The following is a 15,465-nucleotide window of genomic DNA, read 5'->3' on the forward strand; positions in this document are numbered from 1 at the left end:
AATTCTTAAGTTGTAGAAAATCCCAAAATCCGGTCTATGATTTGTTTATCGCGTGGAGGGAATAGTTTGCAGCCGATAGATAGTCGCACAGATTTAAAGCTAAATGACTCTGTTATTTTGATTGTTGATGATGAACCAATTAATACAACGGTATTAGAAAGCTTACTTGCGCCTTTTTACAACACACATTCAACAGATTGCGGTGAAAATGTACTGTACCTGTGTGAAACCGTTAAACCTGATTTAATCCTACTTGATGTGATACTTGGTACTATGAGCGGCCTTGATGTCTGCAAGCAATTAAAAAAACACTCCCAATATAAAGATATTCCGGTGATATTTATTACCGCTATTATGGATCAAGATGACCAAAATAGGTGCTGGCAAGCAGGCGCTGTCGATTTTGTCTCAAAACCGGTTTATGGCGTTACTTTACTTAATCGCGTAAAAGCGCATTTGACCTTAAAAAAACAAGCCGATTTGCTCAAAAATCTTTGTGAGCACGACAGCCTAACAGGTTTAAACAACCGACGATTTTTACAAAACACCCTTGATCAAAACATTCGCTTAGCAGTCAGAAACGATAAAGCCCTTTCGGTATTAATGCTCGATATTGATTACTTTAAACAGTACAACGACTCTCTTGGTCATCAACAAGGTGACGAATGCCTAAAACGCGTTGCTGATGAAATCAAAAAAAGTGTTAACCGCCCAACCGATACTACTATTCGTTATGGTGGTGAAGAATTTTTATGTGTTTTGCCAGACACCGATATTCAAGGTGCACAATTTATTGCTCACAAGCTGTTGGCAAACATCCGTGAATTAAATATTGAACACCCACATGCAACCTCTGGAGTTCTCTCCATTAGTATTGGTAGCGCAACATTTCCTGGACATGAAGCCATCAGCACTGACGAGCTAATTCGCAGTGCGGACAAAGCGCTTTATCAAGCCAAACACCAAGGGAGAAACCGCTGTGTCTGCATTCTTACTGAAACCAGCCCATGCATTTGAGCTACCTGTAACCATACGACCAAAAAACTTTGTGGTATGGAGGGCTAAATTATGAATAGCGGAGCTTTATACCCAAAAAAGATAACTTCAACTGAAGGGCGTTTTTTACTTCCACTTGCCATATTTTTTATTACCGTTATTTTTTGTTCGGCTATTTTCTTTTTCGAGCTGCAGCTTCATAAAAATATTAATAACAGTGTTGCTGAACGACTGAGAGAATCTAGCGCTACCGTAGATGTGCAGATACATGAGAGTATTAATAAATACAAAAACGATTTACAGTTTTTATACTCCACCCCACCCATAGCAGGGCTTGCAAGAGCTGCAGCAAATGGTGGTAACGACCCTCTTGATAACACTACCTCAGAGCAATGGAAAAAACGTTTAGAAACGATATTCGTTGCATTTTTACAATCTAATTCTGAATTCGAGCAATTACGTATCATCAGTACACAACGAGCAGGACAAGAACTTATCAGGGTAGACAGAACTGCTGGAGGCATTGTAGTTAAAGCCGATAATCAATTACAAAATAAAAGTGGTCGTGATTACTACCAGCAGAGTGCGCAATTACCACTGGGCGATATGTATTTATCAGCTATCACACTCAACCGTGAATATGGAAAGCTCGACTACCCTTATAAACCTATGCTACGTATTGCCTTACCCATTTTTGATGAAAATATGCAGCGCTATGGGCTAATTATTGCCAATATCAATGCTTCTCATCTGTTTGCTTCTCTTAATGCGATGGTACAAGCACCAAGCTCCTTAATCCTAACAGACAGTGAAGGCTACTTTTTAGTACACCCAAATGAAGATTTACGCTTTAGCCGCGACTTAGCTCCGAACAAGCGCTGGGACTCAGTATATAAATCAGAACCCGCCTATTTAGAAAATATACTCAGTATTAGCTCTAACTTTGCTGGTAAACAACAATACGAAGCGTTAACTAAGCGCATTCCATTCACAGGGGATTTAGAAACAGGGTTTATAGATGCCCACATTATGCTCCCTCATTCAGAAATTAATGCGATGGAACAAGAGCAAAGAGTAAGCACATATGCATTTTTGTTGGGTGTATCTGCATTTTTAGTGTTTGTACTTGGTTTTTTAAATCGAAATTTAAAACGTAATCGCGAGCTTGCTGAGGCAAGAGCGGTATCATCTGCCATCATTAGTGGCTCAAAAGATGCCATTATTGCGGTCAGTGATATTGGCCTAGTGTCTAGTTGGAATAAAGCGGCCACTGAATTGTTTGGTTTTCAGAGGGAACAAGTTCTAGGCGCTGATATAAACAAACTGAATCTATTTCCAAATATTAATATTAAAGAGGTATGTAACGAGGTTAAAAGCCAACGAAAGCAACATGAAATTGAAGTCGACTACCAGCAATCCAATCAACAAACAACTCATTTAGCACTCGCTTTTTCAGCTATTTTTGATGAACATCATCAACACAACGGCACAGCCATCCTCATTCGCGACACTACCGTTGAAAAGCAAGCGAGCGACAAAATTAAGCAAATAAATAACGAACTCGAAATTAAAGTCGCACAAAGAACTGCCCAGCTAGAAAAAGCCAGCCAAGTTAAAAGCGCTTTTATATCAAATATCAGTCATGAGATGCGAACACCACTAAACGGTGTTATTGGCACACTCAATTTAATAAAACGAGAGTCACTAAGTAATCAACAACAGCATTATTTAGAAATGACCGAGGTAAGCGTTAATAGCTTAAATGTACTTATTAACGACATTCTTGATTTATCAAAAATTGAGGCTGGCAAACTCGACTTGGACAAAAAAGCGTTTAACCCTATTAAGTTTTTTGAAAGCTTAAGTGGCAGCATGGCTGTTAAAGCACAAGAGAAAAACCTTGAATTTATTTTAGATATTGCCGATGTTGAGTACAGCTCGATTGTTACAGACCCTCATCGCTACTCACAAGTGCTTACCAATTTAATAAATAACGCGATTAAATTTACTAAAACGGGCTTTATAAAATTTACCGCCGCGAGTAAGCGACTTAGCGATGATAACGTTGAGCTATGCTGCACAATTCAAGATACCGGGATTGGTATTGCGCCTGAAAATCAAAATAAATTGTTTAGTGCTTTTACCCAAGCCGATAACAGTGTGGCCGCACAATATGGGGGCACAGGGCTTGGTTTATCGATATGTAAGCAACTAGCTAGTTTACTCAATGGACACATATCCTTTGAATCAACCGAGGGGAAAGGGAGTGCTTTCACATTTACCATTCAGTTAGACAGCCAAAATGTAGAAAAACGCCAACCAAGCAGCCGCTTAAAAGACAGCGTTTTTGCTGTGTCGGTCAAACAACCTGAGCTTGAAAGAAGCCTAACAAAACTTATATCTCACTGCGGTGGGCAGCTCACGAATGTTGACCTAGAAAGCTTTGAGGTAAGCGATAACATGCCCTTTGATACGCTAATTTTAGAGCCTGGCAATCCGTTACTCGCAAAACTTGATAGCTTTAGTGAAAATACCTATGACCATAGCCTGCCCTTTAAATTAGTGGTACTTATAAACCCAACCGAACCACCACCGCAAGCTAAATTCTGCACCTTTATGCGGTTATCTAAACCTGTGCTTATCTCTGAGTTTTTACTTAAACTAGCTGATGAACGACTCATAAAAGAGCAGCCTGCTCAAGACACAACACCACTTCGTCGCGAGACTGATTCGCAAATTCACATAGATGTTGATATTGCTGGAGCAAAAATCCTGATCGTTGATGATAACGATATAAATGCTGCAGTTGCCAAAGGCACATTAATGAGCTTGGCACTGCGCTTTGAAATGGCGTCGAATGGTCAGCAAGCCATTGAAATATTGGCCAGTGCACCTAAAGACGATCCATTTAACTGCGTGTTAATGGACTGCCAAATGCCTGTACTAAATGGCTATGATGCTGCGGCACAAATACGCAAAGGGGCTGGTGGAGAGTACCATAGCGACATTCCTATTATTGCCATGACAGCCAATGCCATGCTCGGTGAGCGTAAAAAGTGCTTAAATGCAGGTATGAGCGATTACATCACAAAACCAATCAGTGCCGATAAGCTCATCACCACCACAGCAAAATGGGTTGCATCAACGTACCCTAAACATCATACAGCGCCAAAAACGATTGCTGTGCCTGAGGTAAATCAATCGCAAGCTTTACAGCAAGAAGAATTAATCGATGAAGAAAAACAGCATTGGAATCGCGAAGCAGCCCTCGGTCGTTTGATGAATAACGAGGTGCTATTAAACAAAGTGAGTAAGATGTTTTTAGAAAGCTCACATAAAAAAATAACGCTGCTAACACAAGCAATCAAAGACAAAGACTACCATGCGATTGCAACCACCAGCCATGCGCTTAAAGGGACCTGCGGCGATGTGGGCGCAGCCAGATTGCACCTGCACTTTACTGAACTAGAGGTACTGGCCGCAAGTAAGGGCAATACGCTAAAAGATATTCAACTTAAGCTACTCGAAATCGAAAAAGACTACGAGATTTTGTTAGAAATTTTACAAAAGCATACCGTAGCCAGGGTCGGCTAATTTTATTAAATGCAAATAAATGGGCTTTGAAAATCAAAGCCCATTTTTCATTAAAGCGCCGCATATTTGTCTTCTAATTTTCATAAAGTGGGAGTATGTTTATACAAACCACTAAAGGAATGACGCTATGACCGCTAAAACGCTGATTTTCAACTTTGATGGCACAGGCAGCGAGCCTCGTGATGCTGAACAATTCAGCGCTGCACACTTCAAAGAAGACGCCAGTATTTCTAATATTCTTAAACTTCATTTGCTTTTTGGTGGCGCACTCAATAGTGAACCCGAAACACCATTTCCAACCCAACTTAGCTTTTATTATCAGGGTATAGGCACCCAAGGTAGCCGCTTTCGACGTTTATTCAATCAAGCCCTTGCACCAAGAGGCGATGATGTTGCCAGCATTTTAAATCGTGCTATGAGCGACTTTAAAAGCTACTACACTGTAGGTGATAAAATACTTCTGACTGGTTTTAGCCGAGGTGCTGCTCTTGCTAGGCGCTTTGCCAAATGTTTAGAGCCACTTATTAGTGATGATGTTTACTTATGTGTATTTGATACCGTTGCATCAATTGGTTTTTCAAAAGTAACAAAAGCAACCCGCGGTGCTGAGCACGTTATTTTTGAAAACTACACACTTGCAAGCAATATAAAAGCAGCCCTTCATTGTGTCGCACTTGATGAAAAGCGCCGTGCATTTGAACCCACACTTATTAATAGTGCACCGCATGTACAAGAGATCTGGTTTGCGGGCGCTCATTCAGATGTTGGTGGTGGCTATTATCGTGATGGTTTAGCCGACATTTGCCTGCGCTATGCGATTGAGTGGCTGATAGAACAAACCGTTGCATTAAACTTACTTACCAGTGCGGATATCAATTACAACACTCTGCTCCCAGCAGAGCATCGTAACCTCATTGCCCAAGATGATGTCACCGTTACACCAGATCCGCTGGCACTGAGTCATCAGCAAAACTATTTTTGGTTTAACCCTTTGTTTAAACTGGTAGATCGCGAATGCTGTGTATTGGTTGATAACGAACAAAGCACGCTCGCGCCAACCATTCATTACACTGTCGCAGAGCGTATTAATCGTTTAACTAGCTATCGCCCGGAGTCGTTAAAGAGCCTTCATTACGACGTACTTTATAATGACGAAACACGCTTAAACTTTAAAGGCTTAAGCCCACATATTGCGCTTGATAAACAAAATATGACGGTGCTGAGCATAGACGAAAGTAAAGATGTGTTTGTGTATGGCGCCGAAAAATACAACCACACAGGCTTAATGTTAGAGCAAGGTGGTACTTACCGATTTACGCCTTATCCTGAGCAAACTTGGTATGACGACGGCATTAGTTGCGGCCCTGCGGGCTGGCACCGTGACAATATCCAACTTGGGGTGAAAGAAATCCCAATGGCCGTGCTTGAACCGTTTAGACGTTTACCCCACGCACAATGGTTTGCGTTGATTGGCGCTATTGATAACAACGACGAGCATTTGTTTGAAATTGCAGAAGGTGCCGATATTCGTATTGCTAAATCAGGCGAGTTTTGCCCTTTTGCTAACGACCTAAACCGCTTTTATGGGGCGAATGCGGGACGCATTAAACTGCGGGTGACTCGTTTAGGATAATTTAGTGCTTAACATAGCGAGCGATGATCTCAGTTATCGCTTGCTGGTTGTTTAAAATTGCTGAGTTAATAGCCGCTCTGTCTTCTGCTAACAGGGTTGTTTCACTCAGCATAAAATAAACGCTGTCATTATTGACAATATACGGATGCAGCTCGATACCCTGCTGATTATTTTTTTGAATTAAATATAAACCAGCTAGTTCATCATCAACAAAAAAATCGACCCGCCTAGCAACTAGCATTGCGAGACGCTGACGCAAAGATGACACAGTAACGAGTTGTTCTTTATATTTTGCGTCTTCTTTAAAATGAGTGAAGTCAGGGCCAAAGTAACTACCACTGTTAGTTAAAATAACTTGCTGATGTTCGAGCAGCCCTTGTAAATCAAGAGATTCTAACCGGCTATGCGGGTACCAAAACAAGCGCATCACTTCATTACGGTAAGGCTCTGAAAAGAAACTAAAAGAGTCACGTTCTGTGCTATAGCTTGCTGCCGGTAGTAAATCGACTTTACCGTGCTTAAGCTCTGCAAAGCCGCGTTTAGATGAAGGCATAACAACGTATTTAGCGCAAAATCCTGCCTCTTTTAGCACTAAATTAACCACATCAATATCAATTCCGGTGAGCTTGCCATTTTGCTTAAAAGCATAAGGTGCCCACTGCTGACTAATCCCCACTTTTAAGGTTTTATCGCAGCTAAAAGCCGAGTTACTCAATACAGCAACAACAAGTAAAAACAGCGCTTTTAACCCCATTAACCCACCTTAGTTTAAATACTTACAGATCATATTATTCAAGTATGGTTGATAATGTATGAAAGACCAATGTGTGAAGTGGGAAACCATAAGTTAGCGAGTTTCAAGGGGAAAGAGTAAAGTTGCGAGGTACGAGATTCGAGGTGCGAGGTACGAGATACGAGTCTGTGGCAGCGATTTAACATCGCGTCCTAGAACCCAGAACCTAGCGCCTGATGTTTCATTCGTAGGCGTGAAACTTGTTTCGCGCGTCTGAAGATAGGAAATTTGAAAAGGTTTACATGGATTATGTTTGATTCTATTCGGCATTAAAGTACCTCCTACAAGGCTTAAATCGCTGAGAAGAACACTCGACCTAACCATTCCCACAGATCGACTGACATCTAATATCTGACCTCTAACGACTAAAAGCCAGCGATTTTACATCGCGTCCTAGAACCCAGAACCTAGAGCCTTATGTTTTCCCCCGTAGGCGTGAAACTTGTTTCGCGCGTCTGAAGATAAGAAATTTGAAAAGGTTTACATGGATTATGTTGGGTTTCACTCCGTTCTACCCAACCTACTTCCCCCCACAAAAAAGCAGCCATGCGGCTGCTTTGAAGGGAAATCACATTTTAATGATGGGCATTAAATGTGGTTATTACACTTAAAGTGCTTTCCATACATCCGCGACACCTGGCTCGTCTCCTTGAGTCCACCATTTCGCTTCGTATTTATTACCTTGGTAAGTGACTTGGTCGCCACCGTTATAGATACCCGCCGCTTGCCAGACAACATCACCATTACCATCGGTTGGTTGTGAAGTTGCTTCCCATGGGCCGCCTAAATCAGGGCGTTCACCTTGTGTCCACCACTTAGCTGTGTACTCTACGCCGTTATAAATCACCGTATCACCACCAACATAAGTCGCCGCTGCATCCCATGTGGTTTCACCATCTGGCGGAGTTGTTGTGCCAGAATCTGTCACGGTGACATTAAAGCTCACTGCTGTAGCAGTTTGACCATCGCTTACTGAAACCGACACAACATAACTTGTATCTGCATCAACGCTGCCCGCTTGTAAACTTACATCAGCACCAGAGCCTACTAACGTTAAGCCTGCTGGCACTGTCCAGTTGTATGAAAGTGCATCGCCATCAGCATCAGATGCCGAAACAGCCACAGCCACACTCGCGTCTTCAGCCACGGTTTTATCTGTAATTGCCGCAACCACTGGTGCTTGGTTCTCGCCTGTCGTTGGTGCTACTACATTCACTGTAACGTTACGGCTTACACTTGCCTCGCCATCGCTCACACTCACAGCAACCGTGTATTGCGTATCAGCAGTCACTGATGGCGCTGTGATAACAAGGATATTTGAATTTTCACCGCTTACTGTTAATGCGCTGTCAGCTGTCCAGCTAAAGCTTAGTGGATCGTTATCTGCGTCAGTTGCCGATGCAGTCACAGATACACTTTCGCCAGAATTAACAGATACGGTGCTTGATACAGAAAGCACGGGCGCTCTATTGCTAGGCTCAGTGACTGTACCACCTAACCCCTCATGCATTGCATTAAGAATATCACCATTATCAGCATCAATTTCCCATGCAAATAAGCCACCTAAATTATGCTGATTGACATAATTACCTTTAGCAATAACTGATGCAGGGCTGTCATATGTAATGAGCTTGCCTGTTGAACGATTCCATACATACGCACCTTTTGCTTGCTGATCATACCCCACTTCAAAGCCATTAATTCCAGTACCTGAGGCACCGATCATATTGGCTTTAATGCCTTTATAATCAATAACACCATCTTCCCAAACGCCCTGCGCAGTGCTGCCTTTAAGTGGGCCGGTCCCTGTTGCTGTCATTGGATTTCCATCAATACTTGTGCCTGTTGGATAAACGCCTTCCCAACCACGACCATACATAGCGGTACCTACCACGATTTTCTTCGATGGTACGTTTTGCGCTAGCAATAACTGAACTGCATTGTCGGTTGTGTAAGCAGGGCCTTTATATGGAACACCTTCCTCATCAACACCTGTGCCATCGCATTGACCAACGCGGAAATGCGATGAACAATAAAGCGCTGTTTGGTGGCCCGTCACACCACTCCATGCACCATAAAAGTCATAAGTCATGGCAAAGATATAATCCATATACTGACTAGCGGCTTGATAATCAACATCTTCAATTTTGTCATAACCTGCACCAATCGCTGATGTTAACTCATACTCACGACCTGTCTCGGCTTCAAGCTTATCAAGCATCGCACGAAGCTCTTGCATCAGCGCTACGTATGCTGGGCCATCAGCAACTGGGTCGCCTAGGTTTGGATTAGCACCATCACCACCTGGGAACTCCCAGTCAATATCAACACCGTCGTAGAACTTCCACGTTCTTAAAAACTCTTCCATTGATGCCACAAACGTGTCGCGGTTTGCTTTATCGGTAAAGTAAGCAAATGGGTCTGATAAAGTCCAACCACCTACTGATGGTAAAATTTTCAGATCAGGATAACGCTGCTTTAACGCCATTAACTGCGAATACGTACCACGAATTGGGTCATTACTATCAACACCTGGTAACGCTTTTTGAATCGCGGCCCATGGGTCGTGGATCACCACTTCAAAATCTTGCGAACCTGCACACGCCGTATTTAGTGCGTTTTTAGGCCCACCTGTTAACGAGTCATTAGGTCCACAAATTGGAATAAACCCATACAAGATATGACTGAGGTTTTGCGCTGGGATATTGGTTACGTCGAAATCGCGACCATAAATACCCCATTCAACAAAGTAGGCACCGGTTACAAGGCCATCTTTAGTGCCAATATTTTGGTTATTTGGATCATAATCCATCGGCAATGGCGCTAAGTGACCGCCATCTGTATCGGCAATAACAATTGGCTTACCTTCACTGCGCGCACAGGTGGTACCGCCTTCACATAGTTCTAAATATAATGTGTGACGACCCGCTTTATCATACGGGAAGCTAATAACACCACTTTTAGTGCCTGCTGCCAACGAGCCTTCATTAACCAACATATCATCGAAGTACACTTTATAGCTGTCGCCGCCATCCCCACTCCATGCGTTCCATTCAATGCTGATAGTGACTTCATCAACGCGGTTCACCAAGCTCTTATATGAACCTGTACCTTCAAGATCAACCTCAACAAATGAGTACTCTTGTGGCTCCCAAATAATGGTTGGTGTTGAAGGTGCTGCATTCGCTGCACTTGCAAAGAGTGCAACACCAATGGCTGCGCTTAATTGTTTTATATTCATGATTCTCTCTTATCTGTTTTTATATAGCGTTACGCTGTTATTGATAAAGTTTGAACTACAAAACTTTAGATTTCTGTCCATACTTGGCTGGCACCCGGTACATCTCCTTGGGTCCACCACTGCGCTCGATAGCGCTGTCCTTGATAGGTTACTTCGTCGCCGCCTTGATAGGCTTTGCCGCTGTTCCACTCGATTGATGCACTGCCAGATTCAAGCTGCCATGCATCACTACTGTCTGGTTGTGCGCCTTGGTTCCACCATTTCGCGCTGTAGATTCCACCGTTGAAACTCACTTTATCGCCCGTGTTGTATTGGCTTGTGCTATTCCAAGCAGGCACGCTCGGATCAACAGGATCAGGGTCGACAACAGTGCTATTAAGCACAGTCATGGTAAAACTTACTTGACTTGTGAGCTCGCCATCTGACACAGATACACTTACGGTGTAACTTGCATCAGCATCTACAGCGGGGGCGTTTAGCGTGATGTTGGCATCGCTACCCGTAAAGCTCAGTGGTGCAGGTACATCCCAGCTATAAGTTAATGTGCTTTGTTGATCATCAAAGGCGTGCAGGTGTATCGCTGTGCTGCTCCCTTCTTCGACTTGAAGGTCATCTGGTTGATGAATAATTGGCGCGGTATTTTCAGGAGCCGCTTGTACGCTTAGTGCAAAGCTGTAGTTTGCATTCGTTGTAAAGACCTGATTAGTCATTAAATCAGACGCATCAAAGGCAATATCTCCGGCGCTATTTTGCACGCCAATATTCACCAAGTGCGCGTAATTAAGGTTTAACAACGCTGCAAATTCAGCCTGCCAATTAGCTTGATTATCAGCTGTGATCTGCATTTGTTGAGTAAGTAACTCTTGGCCATTTTCATCAAATAACCGAGCTGACACACTACCGCCAACCTCAGCGTCTTGTCCTTGACGAACAAAGTAGCTAATTGCTGTCCAATCACTTGGCTCTGTCGGGGTCGCATCGCTAACGATATTGATATCGCTACAGTTGTAGAAGCCTTCGCCACCGGCATCATCTCGTTGCCAACGCGTGTATAAAATGGCATCGCCACTGCGCCCTTGTGGAATCGACACGCTCATTTCATAGTAACGGTCGTTGTTAGCATCAATGCTAAAATCAAGATTACCGTACTCTTCAACAAGCTCTAGGTCATCCCAAGTAAGCACTTGAGTCGCACTATCAAAGCCCGGTTTTGTTAAATAAAACTGCCAAAAACTCGGGTTATGCGGCGTACTCGCTAAAAAGCGCACTAAAATATCGCCATTTGCATTAGGAATAACCTCACTGCGTTGCCAATGCGCTGAAGGTAAATCCATACCGCGTTTTTCTGGGTCGCCTGCGGCACATAATCGGCCATCAGGTACACTTTGTTTTACTGCTTCAAGGTCAGTGTAGTTAACCGTATTTGCCGAGTATTCAATATCTTGCACAAACTGCACATGCCCTGCTTCAACAAACGCTGCGCGACAAGCAAGGTTAGGGATCCCTGTGCCATCAGCAGGCCACCAGTACCCGCCATCAGCATTACAAAATGCTTGGCGTGCCTTCGGGCTTCCTAAGAATCCGTGGGCATTCACATGGCTTGATGCACAGGCAAGCAGCATGCTGGTTGCCACTGCCGATAAAGACAATGCCTTTGATTTCATTACTTTCATTGTTGTTCTCGCTGTAGAAATGCGGAGCAAAGTCCTTGCTCCGCTTAGTTGGTTAAAGCGTGCAACTCACCGTCCAGTCAGCAGATGTGCCTGGCTCTGTGCTCGTCCACCACTTTGCTTCGTAAATCACGTTGTTGTGATTCATTAGGTCGCCGCCAACAGCATGGCTTGGATTACCAGCCCAATCCGTTTGCGGCCAATTTGGATACACAGGGATGCTTGCTACATCAATACCATTACAGCTTCCCTCGCCCTCCGTATCACCACCGGTGTTACCGCCAGTATCACCACTGCCAGCAGTGCCATCTGGTAGCATTGGGTATTCGTATTTGAAGGCGTAGGTTTTGCCATTTTTCTCAATCGTGAAGTTAGATGGGCCCGTAATTGGCATGTAGTACATAACTTGCGCCTCAACGGTTTCACCAGTGTTAAACGACTTTTCGATACCGCCCCACTCATTCACTAAGGTGATTGAAAAACGATGGAACTCATTTTCAAAGCCGCCGATATTATCGCCAGCAGCATTCGAGCCATTCGCTTCAACAGCCATGCCGAGCTTTTCTTGTGCATTCCAATTTGATTTGAAAATTGCCGAGGTAGAAACGGGCACATCAAAGCTGATTTTCGCGCCGCTTAAGTCGATATCTGAGTTATTGGTGAATGCGAATGTAGGTGAAATTGGGTAGTTATCATCACCAATTGGGAAGTCTTTCACTGTAAAGCTTACGTCAACCGCTTCGCTTGGCAGGGTAAAATCGACATTGCCTTGATGAGTGTTGTAAGCCACACCACTTTGGTTAAATTTATCGTAAGCAAGTGTGGTTAAGCTTGAGCCCATGAAGTACTCACCTTTCGCTGAGTCATAATCATAGTCACCGGCAAGCTCCCAGAACATGATGCCGCCAAGGCCATTGTTGATAACATAATCAACTTTGGTTGCCATTGATTGCTCATCTTCAATTGATAAGAAAACCTTTTTCTCTGCATTCCAAAGCCATGGAGCAACTGCTACATCATCGTAGTAACGTGTATAAGTACCTGTTAATACATCGTCTGCATCGGTTTCTGGCGTTAGGCCATAAATTTCAAGGTAAGAAGGGTTAATACCATTTTCGAGATTTTTCGCATGCCATAATGGGTTCGAACCTGCAGGCATTTCTTCACCCACATCGTTCTTATCGTGCCATAGGTTATCTATGCCAAGTGCACCATTACCGCATTGGTTTTTCTCACCAACGCCTGTCCCTTTCGCACATTTTGATTGATCTGGAAGCGCTGCTTGGCCCCATAAACCATTAGTACCACCCGACACATCTTTAAAGCCACGAGTGTAATATGGAATACCAATATTGATTCGACCCGCAGAAACCGCACCGCGGAAGTAACGCACAGCCCAATCCGTATTTAAGTAACCGATTCCTTCAAACTCAGCGGTGGTATAAACGCCCCATTGCGCTAATTCAGAATCAAGACCGGTATCAAACAAGGCTGCGTTATGGCCTACATGTGAATTCCATGCACCATGTAAGTCATAAGACATAATGTTAACGTAATCGAGATACTTCACGCTTTGGAATGTTTCCATGCCACGTAATAAGTAACCTGAAGATGGCGAAGCAATCGTTAACAAATAATGCTTACCAGCCTTTTCACCTGCAATATCAAGTTCTTCACGTAGTTTTTGCATCAATACACGATACGATGCATTAAGGCCTGCGCGACGCGCATTAGAGATAGGAAAATCATCAGGGTGACCTGAGTCATTCATTGACGATGGGTATTCGTAATCAATATCGACACCATCAAAGCCGTAAGTTTCAATAAATTCAACGGCGCTTTTCGCAAAAGCATCAATCCCCGCTTGGTTCACTGAGCCATCGGCATTGGTTGTCATCGTGTAGAAACCACCGCTGTTTACGCGAGTTCCGTCTTCACCAAAATAACCACCGGTTTCAGCCCAGCCACCTACAGAGATTAAGGTTTTTACATCTGGGTGTTGTTTTTTGAATTTATTGAGTAAGTTAAAGTGACCTGTGTAACTAAAGCTTGGATCCATTTCAGCGCCTGTTACGCCCGGCCAAGTCATGTTTGTCGCTGGGTTGCCAGCGGCATTTGGATCACCAATCGAGACCTTGTTATTGCCATCAACATGCGCAAAGGCATAGTTAATATGGGTGATCTTGTCCCAAGGAATATCATTCACTAAGTAGCTTGGCTGACCATTGGCACCATTTCGCCAACTCGTAAAATAACCAATAACTCGGCGTGGATGATCGGCGCCCATTTTCTCGCGGCCATTTGTATCATACACACTACAGTATGGGGTATTCACACCCGGTGTTTGGTATAAGCCTTGCGGTTTACAATCGCTACCAGGTTCTGTTGCTTCAACAACATTCACAACTTTGCTTTGTGTATCCGTCGCGCCTTCGTTATCGGTCACTGTTAAGGTAAATGAAAATTGCCCAAGTGCAGGAGCTTGCCACGTATAACTTGAAGAAGCGGCACTTGCTTGATGAACTTCAGTGCTGTTTTCAGTTAGCGATAACGCAGTCACTTGGCCATCGCTATCAGTGCCAGAAAGCGCAAACACCACACTGTCACCCACCGTTACTTGTGATGGCTGTGAGCTAAATTCAATGCGTGCCACTGGCGCTTGGTTAACCGGCTCAACGTCATCAGACACAGTCACTGAATGTGCAACCGCTGTAGAGGTTAGCCCTAAATCATCCGTTGCGACCGCGCTTATCACATGGCTGCCTTGCGTTGCTTGCCAGCTCGCTGAATAAGGTGCGCTTGTCACTACACTCAGCGATGTACCATCAACAAAAAACTCTACACTTGCCACGCTACCATCAGGATCAGCGGCGACAGCGCTTATGACAACGCTGTCACTTGCGGTAAATAAAGAACCCTCTGCGGGTGTTAAGCTGCTAATTTGAGGCGCTTGATTTTCATTGACAACGCTGTCACAAACCCCCAATAAACGCCACTCTTGATCGACACCAGAAGTCTCCACAGGGTTGGTTTGCGTCCACCACTTAGCTTCATAAGCGCTACCTTGTGCCTGAACCCGATCACCACCAACATGTGTTTGCCCTTGTTGCCACACTTCTAAGTTGCTGCAATCAATCGCAGCCTGTGCTGTAAAGCCGTATAAACCTAGTGACAGCGCACTCAGTTTAAAGGCATTTTTTATTAATTTATGCGAGCTCATTCGCTTCCTCCGCCCAAAGTTTTAATAACATTTATTTTACAAACTAAACTTTAAAGTAACACAAAGCGCTATTACGTCAAGCTCACACTTACCTATAAAGGGTAAAATAAACACACTTTTTGATGTATGATTTAGTTAAAAACACTAAAAAAGAATTAATTATTTTTATCGAAAAGCAAAAACGAGGATGATTCTACCGAGTAAAAATGAACATAAAATTAACAATATTTTAACCACGGAAAGCACGCCACTCCTAGTTTGTATAAAAAACAAACAACACTTGTGTGAGGGTAGGCGAAAATAATTATCGTATCGATT

At 43.6% G+C, this 15,465-nt stretch carries 7 protein-coding genes; 3 read left to right on the forward strand and 4 right to left on the reverse strand.

Features of this window, described 5'->3' with window-relative positions; genetic code table 11:
• The first annotated feature begins 66 nt into the window (after positions 1 to 66).
• The 3 genes from NFU46_RS11780 (at position 67) to NFU46_RS11790 (ending at position 6,223) form a co-directional block, all read left to right on the forward strand.
• On the forward strand, positions 67 to 1,017 hold the full coding sequence (locus tag NFU46_RS11780) for a diguanylate cyclase (RefSeq protein WP_251602077.1): 951 nt from the start codon (positions 67 to 69) through the stop codon (positions 1,015 to 1,017).
• Positions 1,018 to 1,068: 51 nt separating this feature from the next.
• Positions 1,069 to 4,590, forward strand: a complete 3,522-nt coding sequence (locus NFU46_RS11785) for an ATP-binding protein (RefSeq protein WP_251602079.1) — start codon at positions 1,069 to 1,071, stop codon at positions 4,588 to 4,590.
• 127 nt (positions 4,591 to 4,717) lie between these two features.
• Positions 4,718 to 6,223, forward strand: a complete 1,506-nt coding sequence (locus NFU46_RS11790; protein WP_251602082.1) for a DUF2235 domain-containing protein — start codon at positions 4,718 to 4,720, stop codon at positions 6,221 to 6,223.
• A gap of 1 nt (position 6,224) precedes the next feature.
• Here NFU46_RS11790 and NFU46_RS11795 read toward each other — a convergent pair whose 3' ends face one another.
• From NFU46_RS11795 to NFU46_RS11810, 4 genes are all read right to left on the reverse strand, one after another.
• Positions 6,225 to 6,977: an ABC transporter substrate-binding protein gene (locus tag NFU46_RS11795; RefSeq protein ID WP_251602084.1), complete on the reverse strand. Its 753-nt coding sequence runs from the start codon at positions 6,975 to 6,977 to the stop codon at positions 6,225 to 6,227.
• A gap of 646 nt (positions 6,978 to 7,623) precedes the next feature.
• A complete protein-coding gene (locus tag NFU46_RS11800; protein WP_251602086.1) occupies positions 7,624 to 10,257 on the reverse strand; it encodes a glycosyl hydrolase family 18 protein in 2,634 nt (877 codons plus the stop codon).
• Between the two features lie 65 nt (positions 10,258 to 10,322).
• Positions 10,323 to 11,921 (reverse strand): lytic polysaccharide monooxygenase, encoded by a 1,599-nt coding sequence (locus NFU46_RS11805; RefSeq protein ID WP_309296741.1) that lies wholly within the window; start codon positions 11,919 to 11,921, stop codon positions 10,323 to 10,325.
• A gap of 61 nt (positions 11,922 to 11,982) precedes the next feature.
• Complete coding sequence (locus tag NFU46_RS11810; protein ID WP_251602090.1) at positions 11,983 to 15,147, reverse strand: glycosyl hydrolase family 18 protein; 3,165 nt, start codon at positions 15,145 to 15,147, stop codon at positions 11,983 to 11,985.
• Positions 15,148 to 15,465: the final 318 nt, after the last annotated feature.

Origin of the sequence: Pseudoalteromonas sp. NCCP-2140, assembly GCF_023708065.1 — a bacterium.
GTDB lineage: Bacteria > Pseudomonadota > Gammaproteobacteria > Enterobacterales > Alteromonadaceae > Pseudoalteromonas.

Bases quoted from the DNA above. Each gene is read 5' to 3' on its own strand.
- NFU46_RS11785 (WP_251602079.1), top strand. From the start codon at position 1,069: ATGAATAGCGGAGCTTTATACCCAAAAAAGATAACTTCAACTGAAGGG.
- NFU46_RS11790 (WP_251602082.1), top strand. From the start codon at position 4,718: ATGACCGCTAAAACGCTGATTTTCAACTTTGATGGCACAGGCAGCGAG.
- NFU46_RS11795 (WP_251602084.1), bottom strand. From the start codon at position 6,977: ATGGGGTTAAAAGCGCTGTTTTTACTTGTTGTTGCTGTATTGAGTAAC.
- NFU46_RS11800 (WP_251602086.1), bottom strand. From the start codon at position 10,257: ATGAATATAAAACAATTAAGCGCAGCCATTGGTGTTGCACTCTTTGCA.
- NFU46_RS11805 (WP_309296741.1), bottom strand. From the start codon at position 11,921: ATGAAATCAAAGGCATTGTCTTTATCGGCAGTGGCAACCAGCATGCTG.
- NFU46_RS11810 (WP_251602090.1), bottom strand. From the start codon at position 15,147: ATGAGCTCGCATAAATTAATAAAAAATGCCTTTAAACTGAGTGCGCTG.